This window comes from Propionicimonas sp., assembly GCF_034927565.1.
Lineage (GTDB): Bacteria > Actinomycetota > Actinomycetes > Propionibacteriales > Propionibacteriaceae > Propionicimonas.
In genome coordinates this window covers 13,358-28,674 of record NZ_JAYFPT010000042.1, presented here as the reverse complement: position 1 = coordinate 28,674, position 15,317 = coordinate 13,358, and the positions used below count along the sequence as shown (strand labels likewise).

Annotated in this window: 17 protein-coding genes; 9 read left to right on the top strand and 8 right to left on the bottom strand. The window is 68.7% G+C overall.

Features of this window, described 5'->3' with window-relative positions; all coding sequences use genetic code 11:
- Positions 1-22 precede the first annotated feature (22 nt).
- The 4 genes from VB080_RS08450 (at position 23) to dacB (ending at position 3,439) form a co-directional block, all read left to right on the top strand.
- Positions 23-988 carry a D-alanine--D-alanine ligase gene (locus VB080_RS08450; RefSeq protein WP_323417998.1) on the top strand — a complete coding sequence of 322 codons (966 nt, stop codon included), beginning with the start codon at positions 23-25 and terminating at the stop codon, positions 986-988.
- Positions 989-990: 2 nt separating this feature from the next.
- On the top strand, positions 991-1,692 hold the full coding sequence (locus tag VB080_RS08445; RefSeq protein WP_323417997.1) for an SURF1 family protein: 702 nt from the start codon (positions 991-993) through the stop codon (positions 1,690-1,692).
- On the top strand, positions 1,689-2,096 hold the full coding sequence (locus VB080_RS08440) for a DUF3817 domain-containing protein (RefSeq protein WP_416339621.1): 408 nt from the start codon (positions 1,689-1,691) through the stop codon (positions 2,094-2,096). The genes VB080_RS08445 and VB080_RS08440 overlap by 4 nt, the downstream gene beginning before the upstream one ends.
- A 155-nt stretch (positions 2,097-2,251) precedes the next feature.
- Positions 2,252-3,439: a D-alanyl-D-alanine carboxypeptidase/D-alanyl-D-alanine-endopeptidase gene (gene dacB / locus VB080_RS08435; RefSeq protein WP_323417996.1), complete on the top strand. Its 1,188-nt coding sequence runs from the start codon at positions 2,252-2,254 to the stop codon at positions 3,437-3,439.
- Between the two features lie 94 nt (positions 3,440-3,533).
- Here the strand turns inward: dacB and VB080_RS08430 are convergent, their stop codons facing one another.
- The 8 genes from VB080_RS08430 to rpmH form a co-directional block, all read right to left on the bottom strand.
- Entirely contained in the window at positions 3,534-4,439 is a 906-nt protein-coding gene (locus tag VB080_RS08430) for a ParB/RepB/Spo0J family partition protein (protein ID WP_323417995.1), read from the bottom strand.
- Positions 4,436-5,371: an AAA family ATPase gene (locus VB080_RS08425; RefSeq protein ID WP_323417994.1), complete on the bottom strand. Its 936-nt coding sequence runs from the start codon at positions 5,369-5,371 to the stop codon at positions 4,436-4,438. The genes VB080_RS08430 and VB080_RS08425 overlap by 4 nt, the downstream gene beginning before the upstream one ends.
- A 1,009-nt stretch (positions 5,372-6,380) precedes the next feature.
- Positions 6,381-7,040: a 16S rRNA (guanine(527)-N(7))-methyltransferase RsmG gene (gene rsmG / locus VB080_RS08420; protein ID WP_323417993.1), complete on the bottom strand. Its 660-nt coding sequence runs from the start codon at positions 7,038-7,040 to the stop codon at positions 6,381-6,383.
- A 2-nt stretch (positions 7,041-7,042) separates the two neighbouring features.
- Positions 7,043-7,489, bottom strand: coding sequence for a protein jag (locus VB080_RS08415; RefSeq protein ID WP_323418034.1), 447 nt, complete (start codon positions 7,487-7,489; stop codon positions 7,043-7,045).
- A 168-nt stretch (positions 7,490-7,657) separates the two neighbouring features.
- Complete coding sequence (gene yidC / locus VB080_RS08410) at positions 7,658-8,803, bottom strand: membrane protein insertase YidC (RefSeq protein ID WP_323418033.1); 1,146 nt, start codon at positions 8,801-8,803, stop codon at positions 7,658-7,660.
- A gap of 24 nt (positions 8,804-8,827) precedes the next feature.
- Complete coding sequence (gene yidD, locus VB080_RS08405; RefSeq protein WP_323417992.1) at positions 8,828-9,115, bottom strand: membrane protein insertion efficiency factor YidD; 288 nt, start codon at positions 9,113-9,115, stop codon at positions 8,828-8,830.
- Entirely contained in the window at positions 9,112-9,447 is a 336-nt protein-coding gene (rnpA, locus tag VB080_RS08400; protein WP_323417991.1) for a ribonuclease P protein component, read from the bottom strand. Before rnpA ends, yidD begins: the two co-directional genes overlap by 4 nt.
- Positions 9,448-9,454: 7 nt before the next feature.
- Positions 9,455-9,592, bottom strand: a complete 138-nt coding sequence (gene rpmH / locus VB080_RS08395; RefSeq protein ID WP_323417990.1) for a 50S ribosomal protein L34 — start codon at positions 9,590-9,592, stop codon at positions 9,455-9,457.
- Between the two features lie 315 nt (positions 9,593-9,907).
- On the opposite strand from rpmH, the gene dnaA reads away from it, so the two are divergent.
- From dnaA to VB080_RS08370, 5 genes are all read left to right on the top strand, one after another.
- Positions 9,908-11,317 (top strand): chromosomal replication initiator protein DnaA, encoded by a 1,410-nt coding sequence (dnaA, locus tag VB080_RS08390; RefSeq protein WP_323417989.1) that lies wholly within the window; start codon positions 9,908-9,910, stop codon positions 11,315-11,317.
- A gap of 549 nt (positions 11,318-11,866) precedes the next feature.
- Positions 11,867-13,027, top strand: coding sequence for a DNA polymerase III subunit beta (dnaN, locus tag VB080_RS08385; RefSeq protein WP_323417988.1), 1,161 nt, complete (start codon positions 11,867-11,869; stop codon positions 13,025-13,027).
- A gap of 87 nt (positions 13,028-13,114) precedes the next feature.
- Positions 13,115-14,305, top strand: a complete 1,191-nt coding sequence (gene recF, locus VB080_RS08380) for a DNA replication/repair protein RecF (RefSeq protein WP_323417987.1) — start codon at positions 13,115-13,117, stop codon at positions 14,303-14,305.
- Positions 14,302-14,769 carry a DUF721 domain-containing protein gene (locus VB080_RS08375; protein WP_323417986.1) on the top strand — a complete coding sequence of 156 codons (468 nt, stop codon included), beginning with the start codon at positions 14,302-14,304 and terminating at the stop codon, positions 14,767-14,769. The genes recF and VB080_RS08375 overlap by 4 nt, the downstream gene beginning before the upstream one ends.
- Before the next feature lie 6 nt (positions 14,770-14,775).
- A complete protein-coding gene (locus VB080_RS08370) occupies positions 14,776-15,312 on the top strand; it encodes a gluconokinase (RefSeq protein WP_323417985.1) in 537 nt (178 codons plus the stop codon).
- Positions 15,313-15,317 lie beyond the last annotated feature (5 nt).

Genomic DNA, 15,317 nt, shown 5'->3' with positions numbered 1-15,317 from the left:
CCGATTTCAGTTAGGCACCGTCATGACACAACTCCCAGCCCATGGCCCGATCGTCGTCCTCGCCGGCGGACTCTCCCACGAGCGGGAGGTCTCGCTGCGGTCCGGACGGCGGGTGGCCCAGGCCCTGCGTGACCAGGGACGCGAGGTGGTCGAGGCCGACGTCGACTCCGGCCTGATCGACCTGCTCGCCAGCCTGGAGAACCCGGTGGCCTTCCCGCTGCTGCACGGTGGCATCGGCGAGGACGGCGGACTGCAGCAGGTGCTGACGTTGCTCGAGGTTCCCTACGTCGGGTCGTCCCCGGCCGCCTGCCGGCGCTCGTTCAACAAGGCGATCGGCGGGCCGCTGGCCGCTCAGGCCGGATTGGTCACCCCGAAGGCCGCCGCGCTGCCGCACGACATGTTCCGCGAACTGGGCGCCGCCCGGCTGATCGAGGCGCTGGCCGCCCGCCTCGGCTTCCCGATGGTCGTCAAGCCCGCCCGCAGCGGCTCGGCGCTGGGCACCTCCCGGGTGACCTCGGCGGACGAGTTGCCGGCCGCCATGGTCGCCGCCTACGCCTATGGGGACGTGGCGGTGGTCGAGGAGTTCATCGACGGCACCGAGGTGGCCGTCACCGTGGTCGAACTGGACGGTGAGCAGGTGCCGCTGCCGGCGGTGGAGATCCGTCCCAATTCCGGCATCTACGACTACACCGCCCGCTACACCGCCGGCGAGACCCGCTTCCTCGCCCCCGCCGCGGTCAGTGAGGAGGTGGCCAGCGGCTGCGCGGAGATGGCGGTGACCGCCCACCGGGTGCTCGGGTTGCGCGACCTCTCGCGGGCCGACATCATCGTCCGGCCGGACGGGCAGCCGGTGCTGCTGGAGACCAACTCCGCCCCCGGCATGACCGAGACCTCGCTGGTGCCGCTGGCCGTCGAGGCCGCCGGCTATCACTTCGGTCTGCTGATGGCTCAACTGGTTGACAACGCCTGGGCCCGGCACGCCGGCTGACCATGCCGTCCATCAGGCTCAAGCAGGCCGCCGTCGCCACCATCGGGATTGCGGCGACGATCGTGATGCTCGGCCTCGGATTGTGGCAGATGCGGGCCTTCGAGAACTCCGAGGCCGACGCGGCCCGGGAACAGCTGGCACTCCCGCCACTGCCGCTGCTGGAGAACATCGACCCCGACGGCATGCTCACCGGCTACGTCTACGGCCGGCAGGTGCTGGTCTCCGGCCACTATCTGCCCGCTCTGACCGAGCTCGTCGAGGGCTCGGACAGCGTCCGGGCGGTGACGGGTTTTGAGACCTCCGACGGACGGGTGCTCCCGGTGGTGCGCGGGCTGGTCGAGGGTGGCCAGGTCGTGCCGGCGCCGTCCGGGACGGTCGAGCTGTCCGGGGTGTTCCTGCCGTCCGAGCCTGCCGCAGAACAGAACCCGCCGTCCGGTCTCGGCTCGGTCCGGCTCGCCGCGCTGGCGCAGCTGTGGCCCGAGGTGCAGCTGCTGCCGGGCTATCTCACCCTCAGCCCCGAGCAGGCCGCAGCCGAGGGGATCCCGGCTGCCCCCCTGCAATTGCCGGAAGGTGAGGGTTCCTGGCAGAACGCCGGCTACGCCCTGCAGTGGTGGGCGTTCGCCGGCTTCGCCGTGTTCATGACGATCCACTTCGTCCGGGTTCTCGGCAGGACCGGTACGGTGGTCCACCAGGAGGAACAGTGACCGACCAGACCGCATCCAGCGCCCCACCGATCCTTGCCGAGCAGGTGCCCGGGATCCGCTCAGCCCTGTTCCGCTACCGGTTCATGGCCTATCTGGTCGGCACCCTGCTGATCGTGCTGGTCTGCGTCGGCATGCCGCTGAAATACCTCGGCGGCAACGGTGCGGTGGTGACCTGGATCGGTGTGCCGCACGGCTGGCTGTACATGGTGCTGATCGTCACCGCCTACGATCTCGGACGGCGGGTGCACTGGCCCTGGCTGCGGCTGGTCCTGATCGCGCTGGCCGGGACGGTGCCGTTCCTGTCCTTCGTCGCCGAGTACTACGCCCGCAAGGACGTGAACCAGCGGCTCGCCGCCGTCGAGCCTGCGCCGGCCGGCGGGGATGAGGATGTAAGGCCGGGTTGAGACCCGGCTGGCCAGGGCTGGCCGTTGTGCCCTGACCCGGGCTACCGTGCCCCATGACGTGGCGCAGACTCGCTGGCCTTCTGACCGTATTCGCCCTCGTCGCCGGCGGTTCAATCCCGCTTCCGGCGCGAGCCCAGCCGGTCTCGACCTTGGCTGTGGAAGTCGCGCTGCCGGACCCCGGAGTGCTGTCGTCCCGGCTCGGCGCGGTCTCGACGAAGAAGCTCACCGCCACCGCCTCGGCCGTGCTCGGCCCGGACGGAACCCCGCTGCTGGTCCGTGACCGGGCGATGGTGCCGGCGTCCACCATGAAGCTCTTCACCGCCCTGGCCGCCGTTGACGTGCTTGGCGCTGACCGCCGCTTCACCACCAAGGTGGTCAGCGCCCGGAAGGGGCGGTTGACCCTGGTGGCGGGTGGCGATCCCTTCCTGACCGTCCACAAGTCGAAGAGCTCGGCCAAGCCGGCCAACCTGGATGCCCTGGTGCGCGCCACGGCCCGCTCCCTCAAGGCGCAGCAGGTGAAGCGGGTCACGCTTACCTACGATGCCCGGCTGTTCAGCGGAGCGAGCTACTCCGCCAGCTGGAAGAAGTCGTGGGCCTCCTACACCCCGCGGATCATGGCGCTGACCGTGAGCGGAGGAAAGTCCGGCGGACGCGCGTACACCAACCCTGCCGCCTCGACAACCCGGTTGTTTGCCAGCTTGTTGCGGGCCAAGGGGTTCACGGTGAACTACGGCGGCGCCGCCAAGGCCGCCAAGGGCGCGACCCTGGTCGCCTCGGTCAGTTCTGCTCCCGTGGGCTCGATAGTCCGGCGGATGCTGCGGGTCAGTGACAACGTCGCTGCCGAGATGCTGGCCCGGCACGTCGCCCGCGCCGTGGGCCGGCCGGGTAGCTTCTCCGGTGGCTCGGCAGCGATCACCGACTGGCTGAAGGGTCACCGGCTGTGGAAGAAGGGCATGAAGATCGACGGCGGCAGTGGGCTCTCCTCGCTCACCAAGGTCTACCCCTCGGTGCTCGCGAGAGCGGTTGGCTTCGCTCTGGCCGATCCGGCCTTTGTCGACGTGGTGAAGGGGCTGCCCACCGCCGGGGTCAACGGCACCCTGGAGCACCGTTTCGATGACGCGGTCGAGAAGGCGGGACGGGTGGTCGTCCACGCCAAGACCGGAACCCTGAGGAAGGTGTCGGCGCTGGCCGGCTACGTGACCACCGCGGATGGAGCCGTGCTGACCTTCGCCTTCCTGGCCACGCACAACGGCACCCACTCCGCCGCGGCGGCCAACTGGCTCGACCGTTCGGCCGCCGTCCTGGCGGGCTGTGGCTGCCAGCTCGCGCGACCCGCCAGCTGAGTCTCCGACCGGCACGCGGTCTGCCCTCGCTTGTCGGCGGGCCGCACCGGGCCATCCGCATTTTAGATATAAGTATGTTTGTCGATAAAGAGTTCTAGCGCTTTATCACGAGATCGGCGATTCGCTGGAGGTCGTCCAGGTCAGCGAACTCGATGACAATCTTCCCCCGCTTGCCGCTCGTTGCCACCGTCACCCGGGTGTCGAGGGCTTCGACCAAGGCCTCCTGCGCCTCGGCGGCCGCGGCCGGGAGTTCACGGGACCGAGTACGGCGTGGCGCACGTCTGGCCGCCTGGGGCTCTCCGACGGCCACCAGTTCCTCGACCGCACGCACTGACAGGTTCTCGGCGACCACACGCTGGGCGACCTGGTCCATGGCCTCGGGTGTGGCCAGCATCAGCAGCGCGCGGGCGTGTCCGGCGCTGATCACCCCGGCGGCCACCTTGCGCTGGACGGCGGTCGGCAACTGCAGCAGCCGGATCGTGTTCGAGATTTGTGGACGGGAGCGCTTGATCCGCTGGGAGAGCTCTTCCTGCGTGCACCCGAAGTCGTTCAGCAGCTGCTGGTAGGCGGCAGCTTCCTCCAGTGGATTGAGCTGGGCTCGATGCAGGTTCTCCAGGAGGGCGTCCCGCAGCAGATCGGCGTCCTCGGTGCGCCGAACGATGGCCGGGATCGTGGTTTCGCCCGCCAGTTGGGTGGCCCTCAGGCGTCGCTCCCCCATGACCAGCTCGTACTGCTGCCCGTCTCCCAGTGGACGCACCACGATCGGCTGCAACAGGCCGATCTCGGCGATGGACGCAGCCAGTTCAGCCAGGGCGTCCTCGTCAAAGACCGTCCGCGGCTGCTTGGGGTTGGGCCGGACCGCGCTGACCGGAATCTCCTCGTACCGAGAGCCCGCGGGGACCTCCGGTACACCGGCGCGCGGGGCGAGGTCGGGATCGGTACGCTGCAGCAGGTCGCCGAGGCCGCGGCCCAGGCCGCTGCGGTTCTTCGGGGCGTTCATCGGACGGATTCCTCCTCGACGTGGGCAGCGCCACGATGCGCAATCTCCTCGGCTGCCGCCAGATAGGCCTGAGCGCCGGCGGACGCGGCGTGGTAGGTGATGACCGACTGGCCGTAACTGGGAGCCTCGGACACACGGACTGACCGCGGGATGACTGTCGCGAGGGTTTCCTGGGGGAAGTACTCACGCACCTGGTCGGCCACCTGCGTCGACAGTCTGGTGCGGGCGTCGAACATGGTGAGGACGACGGTGCTGAGGCGCAGACCGTCGTTCATCTGGCCCTTGACGAGATTGATTGTGCGGAGCAGTTGGGTGACACCTTCCAGGGCGTAGTACTCGCACTGGATCGGAATCAGGATCTCGTCGGCGGCCACCAGGGCGTTGAGCGTCAGCAGCCCGAGGGACGGTGGGCAGTCGATGAAGACATAGTCGAAGCTGTGACGCGCGGTGAAGTCGCGCAGCACGTGCAACAGCCTGCTCTCCCGCGCCATCACGGCCGCAAGCCCGATCTCGGCTCCAGCGAGGTCGATGGTGGCAGGAAGTACCCAGAGCCCGGGGGACTCCGGCGATCGCTGCACCAACTGTGCGATCGGCGTCTGGTCGGTCAGCGCTTCATAGGTTCCAGGTACGCCTTCAAAGTGGTCGATCCCCAGGGCTGTTGAGGCATTGCCTTGCGGGTCGAGGTCGATGACCAGGACGCGGAGGCCGCCAAGTGCCAGACAGGTAGCGAGATTGACCACCGTGGTGGTCTTGCCGACGCCACCTTTCTGGTTCGCCACCACCAACGTCCGGGGATGGGACGGACGGGGGAGTCGCGGCGTTTCACGTGAAACATCGGCGTCGAGATCATCGGGTTCGACGGCCTCGGGTGCTCCGAACTCCGGCTCATCAAAGACCACCCTGCGTGGTCCGGCCGGGGGAGTGATCGACACAGATGGCTCCTAGCGACGACGTTTCACGTGAAACACGAGGATATCGCCCACTCCCGACCATCCGTGCCGCCCACCCCGAACCCACGCCCGCCCAGCCCCGCGGACGCCGCCACCAGCGGCCCAGCCACCCCGCCACGCCCGCACACCGCCGCACCAGGCCCAAGTCGCGCAACCACCACCCTCAAGCCGCCCGGAAGGACCCAGACTCCACACCTTGGGAAGGTCCGAGTCGCGCCAGAAACGACCGGAAAGTCCTCTCGCTGAGTTGAAGCTGGGCCGGTCCGACGCCTGCCGAGATCTGTCCGCGGTAGAAAAGGACCCGACGTACGACAAAGACCCGACGTCAATCAGCTGCGTCACTGAGCTACTGGGCGTCACCGCAGCGAGACGGCACGCCCGTCAACACACCAGGCCAACACCGGCCAACCAGCGCGCCTGGCGCGAGCAACGAGGAATCCCTCACTGTGAGGCGGCCGCGCCGTCAGAACGCCGAGTTGACAACCGGCACCTGGTCCTGCCCGGAGACCGCCCTGGAACCTGTCGAGTACCGTCCCACAAACCCCGGCCCTCCATCCACCCCAAAGACAACCACAAGATCGCCGCCGACCCTCGCCCTGGCAAAGTAGGACGCTGGTCCCGCCGCTGTGATCCGGGCGCTCGGCGCCCACCCTCACCCAGGCGAAGTAGGGCGCTTCCGGGCGCTCGGCGCCGACCCTCCCCCAGGCGGAGTAGGGACGGCGATCGGACAACGTAAAGAAAACGCCAACCACCGGCACACCCAGCCACCAGCCCCCCGACCACCGCCAAGAACGACCACAAGGTTGTCCGATCGCCGTCCCTACTCCGCCGCACAGCAGAAGGCGAGTAGCAGAAGCCGAGTACAGCGAGTAGTAGAAGCCGAGCACAGCGGTAGCGGACCGCACCACAGAGTTGCCAGCGACGCCTCCCGGCCGTAGACCCAGGAGCCCGAAACCCGCACGGCCCGATGGTGAGCGCAGCCGCGGAGTAGCTACGACCGCTCCACCACGATCGCCCGGGTCTCCTCCTCGACCCCCGGCACAGCAAGCCGCGCCACCGTCGCCACCGCGCCCGCCCTCCGCAACGCGTCCGACGCCGCCTCAATCTCCTCCGGTGCAGAAGACCCCTTCAGCGCCACCAACCGTCCCCCGGATCCAACCAGTGGCAGGCACCACGCCAGCAACCGGGGCAGCAGCGCCACCGCGCGGCAGGTCACGATGTCGTACCGCCCGCGATGGTCCTCGGCCCGGCCCCTGACGACGGTCACCCGCGAACCGAGATCGAGCTCCGAGACCGCCAACTCAAGAAAGTCGAACCGCCGCAGCAACGGCTCCAGCAAGCTCACCCGTAGATCCGGGCGCAACAGCGCCAGCGGTAACCCCGGAAGGCCCGCGCCACTGCCCACGTCGACCATCGTCGAGCCGAAGGGCAACAGCGGCGCCAACGCCACCGAGTTCAGGATGTGCCGTTCCCAGATTCGCGGAGCCTCCCGCGGACCCAACAGCCCCCATGAGATACCTCGATCTATCAGTATGTCGACATATCTCTTGATCGCCTCTGCATCCGGCCAGTCGACCGCGCGCGCAACCTCGGGAAGCCCCGCGTCCACGCCGCCGGACCGGTCCACGCCCGGATCCCGGGCGTCCGTCATGCTCAGGCCTTCGGCAGGATCACCACGCGGCGGTGCGGCTCCTCGCCCTCCGACTCGCTGACCAGCCCCGCCGTCGCCACCGCGTCGTGCACGATCTTCCGTTCAAACGGATTCATCGGCGCCAGACGCACCGCCTCACCGGTCTCCTTGGCCTCGGCGATCGCCGTTGCCGCCAACTCCTGCAACACCTTCCGGCGCTTGTCGCGATGGCCCGCGACGTCCAGCATCAGCCGGCTGCGGTGGCCGGTCTCGGTCATCACCGCCAGCCGGGCAAGTTCCTGCAGCGCGTCCAGCACCTCACCGTCCTTGCCGACCAGCAGGTTGGTGTCGGTGATCACCGACACGTGCGCCCGGCCACCCTCGGTGTAGGTGTCGATGTCGCCGTCCAGGTCGGCGATGTCGAGAAGCTCCTCCAGGTAGTCGGCAGCGATCTCGCCCTCGGTGTCCAGGGCGGAGTCGCGCTTCGACCGGCCCGGTTCCCCCGCCTGCTCCGCTGCTTCCGCGCCGACCTCGGGCTCGGCGACCTCGGCGACGACGGTTTCCTCGACCTCGGTCACGGTGTTCTCACTCACGATTGTCACTCCTTGGCGGCCATCCGGCCGCGGTCTTGAAGGGTCTCAGGACTTGCGCTGCGCACGCGGGTTCCGCTTCGGCTGCTGCCGCTGCACCACGGTGCGCTGGCCGTCGGGCGAACCGGTGGACGTGGGCTTGTCGTTCCCGGCCGCCGCCGTGGCCGGGGAGTTCGTCGGCCGCGGCGTGGAACGGTTCGAAGCCTGGCCGGATGAAACCGGCCTGGTGGTGGTGTTCTGCCGGGTGACCTTGGTCGGGTCGTAGTCGGCGGTGGCCGCTGGACGCTTGCGTTGCTTGCCGCGGCGCTGGGCGACGATCTCATCCGGATCCTTGCCCCTGGCGCGCATCCGATCCTCCCAGTCGAGGTAGGCCGGAGTTCCTGGCGACGGGTTGTTGTGGATCAGCAGGTACTGCTGCACCATGTTCCAGGTGTTGGTGGTCAGCCAGTAGATCAGCACGCCGATCGGGATGTTCACGCCGGTGAACAGGTACATCAGCGGGAAGACGTACAGCATCATCTTCTGCTGCTGCGCCATCGGCCCGGTGAGGGCGGCCGGCGGCATGTTCTTCCGCATCAACTGCAGCTGGGTGACGTAGAGCACCGCCGTCATGGCGAGCACCAGGATCGTTGCCAGGGTCTGGGTCATCGACCAGCCGGTGTCCGGGATCGGCCAGAATGTGCCCGAGATCCGCGCACCGAAGATGGTCGCGTTGCGCAACGAGTCCATCAGTTCGGGGTGATCGACGAACATGCCCATCGCCTGGCCGCGAGCGGCGTTGTTCAGCACCCAGAACAGCGACATGAAGATCGGCATCTGCAGCAGCAGGGGCAGGCAGGAGGCCATCGGGTTGACGCCCTCCTCCTGGTAGAGCTTCATCGTCTCCTGGCCGAGCCGCTCCCGGTCGTGGCCGTACTTGTCCTGCAGTTCCTTCTGCTTCGGCGCCAGCAACTGCATGTTGCGCGAGGAGTTGATCTGCTTGACGAACAGCGGGATCAGCGCCGTCCGGATCAGCGCGGTCAGCAGGATGATCGACAGCGCCCAGGTCCAGCCCGAGTCGGCGGCCATGAACTGGCTGAACAGCCAGTGGAAGCCGATCAGGATCCCCGACACCGCCCAGTAGAGCGGCTGCATGATGGTGTTGAAGAAATTGCCGATGTCACCCCACAGGTCCAGCGGCAACAGCAGCGGCAGATGGCTCACACAGATCTCACTTCACTAGGCCGGCTGCACGCCGGGCTTCTTCAGGGCCGCCTTGGCCGCCTTCTCTGCTTCCCAGGCCACGGCAGCCGGGGTTCCCGGCACCGGGTCATAGCCGCCGAGCGACCAGGGATGGCAGTGCGCCAGCCGCCGCGCCGCGAGCGCGGAGCCCTTCACCGCGCCGTGGACGGTGACCGCCTCCAGCGCGTAGGCCGAACAGGACGGGTAGTACTTGCAGACATTGCCGTACAGCGGACTGATCACTGCCCGGTAGACCTTCAGCAAGCCGATCAGGAGGTACTTCATGCCGCCAACTTCCGGACGCAGGCTTCCAGCGCGGAGTGGAAATCGCCGGCTAGGTCGCCGTCCGCGGCCGGCGGCAGCGCCCGCACCACGATGTCGACCGGGAACGCCAGGGAACCGAACTCACCGGCGGCCAGGTGCCGCAACCGCCGCTTCACCCGGTTGCGCTGCACCGCGCCGCCAACAACCTTTGATACAACAAAGCCCGCCCTGGACGGAAGTTCCGTCCGGCGACGGGCATGCAGCACCAGGCATCGGCGACCGCTTCTGACCCCCTGGCGCATCGTGCCACGGAAGTCCTCGGGCGTCCGGATCCGCGACGCGGCTGGCAACACCGTGGAGTCAGCCCGCGAGGCGGACCCGCCCCTGACGGCGGCGGGCAGAGATAATGGCACGCCCGGCCCGGGTGCGCATCCGGAGACGGAAGCCATGGGTGCGGCTGCGACGCCGATTGCTCGGCTGGAAAGTGCGCTTGCTCACGCGAGTGCTCCCTCGTAGACAATTTCATGGACAGATGCGCCCACGTGGACGCACGGCTGTCGCGACAGCGACTTCCCAACGATACGCGCCCGCCCCGGTCTCCAGCAAACCGAAGTGCCTTGTGTGTCGATGTCGAGACGACACGCCGGGGAAACGGGCAGAATTCCTGACAGGGGTTTGCAACCCGCTGTCACCCTCGCTACGTTGCTCAGGTCAATCGGAGGATCGGCCCGCCCGCGCCTCGGCCCGTGCACAGTCTGTGGACAACGCTGTGGACAGCATCTGCGGATCCGCAGGCCTTTTGTGAGGGGAGACATGTCGCAGCCAGGCGAACCTTCGGTTCCACCCACCGGCAACGAAACCCTCGAACAGGCGTGGGAGCATGTCTGGGAGCACTCCGAGCCGTCAGCCCGTGGCTGGCTGTCGAGCACCCGTCCGGTGGCCCTGCACGAGTCGCTGCTGATCCTGGCCGTCGCCAACGAGTTCACCCGTGACTGGGTGGAGACCCGGCTGCGGGTCACCCTGGAAGCCCAGCTCACCGAGTACTTCTCCCGGCCGATCCAGCTGGCCATCACCATCGATCCCTCGGCGAACACGCCCGCCCAGCCTGCCCTTCCGGTCACCGAGCCGGCCGTCGAGTCCGTCCCGGCCGCAGCTGCCACCGGAACCCGGACGGTCGGCCGTGGCGGATCGGACCGGCTGAACCCGAAGTACTCCTTCGAGACCTTCGTGATCGGCGACTCCAACCGGTTCGCCCATGCGGCGGCCGCAGCTGTCGCCGAGGCGCCCGGCAAGGCCTACAACCCGCTGATGATCTACGGCGACTCCGGTCTGGGCAAGACCCACCTGCTGCACGCCGTGGGGCACTACATCCGCAGCTACTACGACCGGGTGCGGGTCAAGTACGTCTCCACCGAGGAACTCACCAACGACTTCATCAACGCCATCTCCGAGAACCGCACCGCCGAGTTCCGCCGCGCCTACCGCGAGGTGGACGTGCTGCTGGTGGACGACATCCAGTTCCTGGAGGCGAAGATCCAGACCCAGGAGGAGTTCTTCCACACCTTCAACACCCTGCACACCGCCGAGAAGCAGATCGTGCTGACCTGCGACCGTCCGCCGCGCTCGCTCACCGCACTCGAGCCGCGGTTGCGCAGCCGGTTCGAGTGGGGGTTAATGACCGATATCCAGCCGCCCAGCCTGGAGACCCGGATCGCGATCCTCCGCAAGAAGGCCGCTGCCGAGGGTCTGTCGGCCAGCCCGGACGTGCTGGAGTTCATCGCCAGCCGGATCCAGACCAATATCCGCGAACTCGAGGGCGCCCTGATCCGGGTGACGGCCTTCGCCAGCCTGCAGCGCCAGCCGGTCGACCTCGCCCTGGCCGAGTTCGTCCTGAAGGATCTGATCCCCGAGGGTGCTGAGGCCACGATCACCGCAACCATGATCATGAACGCGGTCGCCTCCTATTTCGACGTCAGCGTCGACGACCTGTCCGGCCAGAGCCGCACCCACGTGCTGGTGACCGCCCGGCAGATGGCGATGTACCTGTGCCGCGAGCTGACCGACCTCTCCCTGCCACAGATCGGCAAGGCCTTCGGCGGCCGCGACCACACCACGGTGATGCACGGTGTGCGCAAGATGAGCCAGTTGCTCGCCGAACGCCGCAGCGTCTTCAACCAGATCACCGAACTGACCAACCGGATCCGTCAGGAAGCCGCCCGCTGACCGCGGTGCCCGCCGCCGAGGCACAACACGCCCGCCTGGATCCGGAAACAAGCGACCACCGACCCACTCACGGACAGGCCGAGGTCGTTTTCCAGATCCGGGAACGTCTGGAATCTGGCGATGCCGCCAGCCTCGTGCCGCTTGAGCCACCGCCGCCCGGATCTCCCCGAACCGTCCACAGTTCGTCCCAGCCGACTGTGGACAATCACCACAGGCTGTGGACACAGCGCCTCGACCCGGCCGCCGTCCCCAAATCCTCCCCGTGTGATTTTTCCTTCTCCACACCCGTTGTCCACAGGCTGCATGCTGCCTGACCAGCGTGGATGGGAGTTGTCCACCAGATCCACAACCGCTATGACGATGACGAATTGAAAGACTCCCCATGATCTTCAAAGTCACGTCCTGCACAAGCTGGGGACAGCAGCCCACGCTCTGGTGAGGGCAAGCCAGTTCGATCCGGGGACGAACGGTCCGTGCCCGGTCCAGTTGCCCCCACGCCCGTCGGCCCGCGCCGATATGATCGGGTCACCAACCGAGTGAGGAGCAAAGGTGAGGATCCGACTCGAACGCGATGTCCTGGCCGAAGCAGTGCAGTGGGCCGCGCGCAGCCTGCCCACCCGTCCGAGTGTTCCGATCCTCGCCGGCCTGATGATCAAGGCCGCCGGTGGCGAGGTGGTGCTGTCGAGTTTCGACTACGAAACCTCTGCCCTGATCACGGTGAAGGCCGAGGTCGCCGAGGAGGGCGTGGTGCTGGTCTCCGGCCGGTTGCTCGCCGACATCGCGCGCTCGCTGCCGAACAAGCCGGTCGAGCTCACCGCCGACGCCACCAAGGTCGAGGTGGTCTGCGGCACGGCACGGTTCACGCTGCAGACCCTGCCGGTCGGCGACTACCCGGCGCTGCCGACCATGCCGGAGGCCACCGGCTCGATCGCCAGCGAAGACTTCTCGAAGGCTGTCAGCCAGGTCGTGGTGGCAGCCGGTCGCGACGAACTGCTGCCGGTCTTCACCGGCGTCCGGATGGAGATCGAGGGCGAGACCCTGTCGCTGCTGGCCACCGACCGCTACCGGATGGCACTGAAAGAAGTGGCCTGGAACCCCCGCAGCACCCGCGCCGAGGGTGCCGCACTGGTACCGGCGAAGGTGCTGGCCGAGACCGCGCGGTCGATGACCGCCGGCACCGACGTGGTGCTCAGCCTGTCGGCGGCTGCCACCGGCGACGGCCTGATCGGCTTCGAGGGCACCGGTGCCGCAGGCGTCCGGGAGATCACCACCCGGCTGCTGGACGGTGAGTTCCCGAAGGTCCGGCACCTGATGAACGTCCAGGCCACGGTCACCGTCCGGGCCAACACCGCCGAGGTCGAGGCCGCGGTCAAGCGGGTCGCCCTGGTCGCCGAACGCAACACCTCGCTGCGGATGCTGATCGGTGACGGGTCGATCACCCTGGAGGCTGCCACCGGCGACCAGGCGCAGGCCGTCGAGGCACTCGAGGCAGTGGTGGTCGACACCACCGGCGAGGGCCTGACCATGACGGCGGCCGGATTCAACCCGCACTACATCTCCGAGGCGCTCGCGGCGCTCGACGCCCCGTACGTGCAGTTCTCGTTCACCGCTCCCGGCAAGCCCTGTCTGCTGATGGGCCTGGACGAGATCGACGGCGATCCGCGCGAGGACTACCGGCACGTGATCATGCTCATGCGCCTCCCGGTGTGACGTGCCGCTGCCGTCCGAGCCGGTTCAGCTCCCGGTTGGCCGGCCCGCCGCTACAGCCCGGCGGCCCGGACGGACGGGGGTGACCTCGTGTTCGTCACCCAGCTGAGCCTGGCTGACTTCCGGTCCTACCCGCTGGCGGAGGTGCCGCTGGAGGCCGGTGTCACGGTGTTCACCGGCCCGAACGGGCAGGGCAAGACCAATCTGGTCGAAGCGGTGGAATATCTCGCGACGTTGGGATCGCACCGGGTCGCCGGGGATGCGCCGCTGGTGCGGTTCGGCGCCGACCGGGCGCTGGTCCGGGCCCGGGTGCAGGCCGGGCCGGACGACCCTCGCCAACTGTTGCTGGAAATCGAGATCACCCCGGGACGGGCCAACAAGGCCAGCCTCAACCGCTCGCCACTGAAACGTCCCCGCGACCTGCTGGGAGCCCTGCGCGTGGTGGTGTTCGCCCCCGACGACCTGGCGATCGTGAAGGACGACCCGTCCGAACGACGCCGGTTCATCGACGACCTGGTCACCGCCCGCTGGCCGCGGTTGGCCGGTGTCCGAGCCGACTACGATCGCGTCCTGCGGCAGCGCTCGACCCTGCTGAAGTCGTTGTCCGGCCGCAGTGCGCGGCAGGTTCCGGCCGAGACCGCCAGCACCCTCGACGTCTGGGACGAGTCGCTGGCCGGGCTGGGTGCCGAACTGGTTGAGGCCAGGCTGGCCACCCTCGCCGACCTGCAGCCACTGCTGGAGCGGTCCTATGCCGAGATTGCCCCGACCCGGAACCACGCCACCGCGGTCTACAAGTCGGCTGTCGCCGTGGAACCCGGCCTGGCGCGCGACCAGCTCGCTGGACTGCTGGCCGCCCGGATGCGGGAGCGCCGCGGCGAGGAGATCGCTCGCGGGGTGTCCCTGGTCGGACCCCACCGGGACGACATCACCCTCGGCATCGGCGAACTGCCGGCCCGCGGCTACGCCTCCCACGGCGAGTCCTGGTCGCTGGCGCTGGCGCTGCGGCTGGCCTCCTTCGGCCTGCTCCGTGCCGACGGGGTCGAGCCGGTCCTGGTGCTGGACGATGTCTTTGCCGAGTTGGACGAGGTGCGGCGCGAACGCCTCGCGGCAACGGCGGTGACCGCCCAGCAGGTGCTGATCACCGCGGCGGTGGCGGCCGACGTCCCGGCCGGCCTGGACGGCAGGCACTTCGCGGTGGCGATCGGCGAGAGCCCGCTCCGGCAGGCCGAAACCGGGGCCGACGTGGCGGCAGCGTCCGGTGTGGGAGATCATCAGGGATGACCGAGCACGATCCCGAAGGCCTGGATGTCGCCCGGCAGATCGCCAGGGCCGCGGCGCGCGGTGGGACAGCCCCCCGCCGGAAGCGCTCGCGTCCGGCCGAGCGCCGCGCGGAGGAACCGGAGCCGCTCGGTGAGCTCCTGCAGGGGCTGATCGCCGAACAGGGCTGGTCGACCGAGGTCAACCTGCACCACCTGCTCGGACGCTGGCCCGCGCTGGTCGGCGAGGTGAACGCTGCGCACTCGGCGCCGGAAGCCTTCGCCGACAAGGTGTTCACCGTCCGCGCCGAATCCACCACCTGGGCCAGTTCGTTGCGCCAGATCGCACCCCAACTGGTTGCCCGGCTGAACGACGCCCTCGGCCAGGGCACCGTGGAACGTGTCCTGGTGATCGGGCCGACTGCTCCCAGCTGGAAGAAGGGACGCCGGTCCGTTCCGGGCCGCGGCCCGCGCGACACCTACGGCTGAACCGACATGGACAGCAGCAGCCAGTCAGCAGACACACCGCCAGCCACCCACCTGGTGGTGATGGGCGTGGCCGGTTCGGGCAAGTCCACGCTCGCCCGCGCCCTGGCCGACAGGCTCGGCTGGACCTTCGCCGAGGGCGACGACTTCCACTCCACCGCCGCCGTCGCCCGGATGCACGCCGGCGTCCCGCTCACCGACCAGGAGCGCTGGCCGTGGCTGGACCGGATCGCGGCCTGGACTGCCGGCCAGGACGCCTGCGGCCGCTCCACCGTCGTCACCTGTTCGGCGTTGCGCCGGGTCTACCGGGACCGGCTGCGGGCCGCCCCGGGACGGACGGTCTTCCTCCACCTGACCGGCAGCCCGGCGGTGCTGGCGCGGCGGATGGTCGACCGCCCCGGCCACTTCATGCCGGCGTCGCTGCTACCCTCCCAACTGACCACCCTCGAACCGCTGGCCGCGGACGAGGCCGGCTTCAGCCTCGACATCGACCGGCCGCGCACCGAGTTGGTCGACCTGGCGGTGGCCAGGCTCCGGGACAGCTGAGCTGA

Bases quoted from the DNA above. Each gene is read 5' to 3' on its own strand.
- yidD (WP_323417992.1), bottom strand. From the start codon at position 9,115: ATGAAGTACCTCCTGATCGGCTTGCTGAAGGTCTACCGGGCAGTGATC.
- VB080_RS08450 (WP_323417998.1), top strand. From the start codon at position 23: ATGACACAACTCCCAGCCCATGGCCCGATCGTCGTCCTCGCCGGCGGA.
- rsmG (WP_323417993.1), bottom strand. From the start codon at position 7,040: ATGACGGACGCCCGGGATCCGGGCGTGGACCGGTCCGGCGGCGTGGAC.
- VB080_RS08375 (WP_323417986.1), top strand. From the start codon at position 14,302: ATGACCGAGCACGATCCCGAAGGCCTGGATGTCGCCCGGCAGATCGCC.
- VB080_RS08445 (WP_323417997.1), top strand. From the start codon at position 991: ATGCCGTCCATCAGGCTCAAGCAGGCCGCCGTCGCCACCATCGGGATT.
- dnaA (WP_323417989.1), top strand. From the start codon at position 9,908: ATGTCGCAGCCAGGCGAACCTTCGGTTCCACCCACCGGCAACGAAACC.
- VB080_RS08370 (WP_323417985.1), top strand. From the start codon at position 14,776: ATGGACAGCAGCAGCCAGTCAGCAGACACACCGCCAGCCACCCACCTG.
- VB080_RS08430 (WP_323417995.1), bottom strand. From the start codon at position 4,439: ATGAACGCCCCGAAGAACCGCAGCGGCCTGGGCCGCGGCCTCGGCGAC.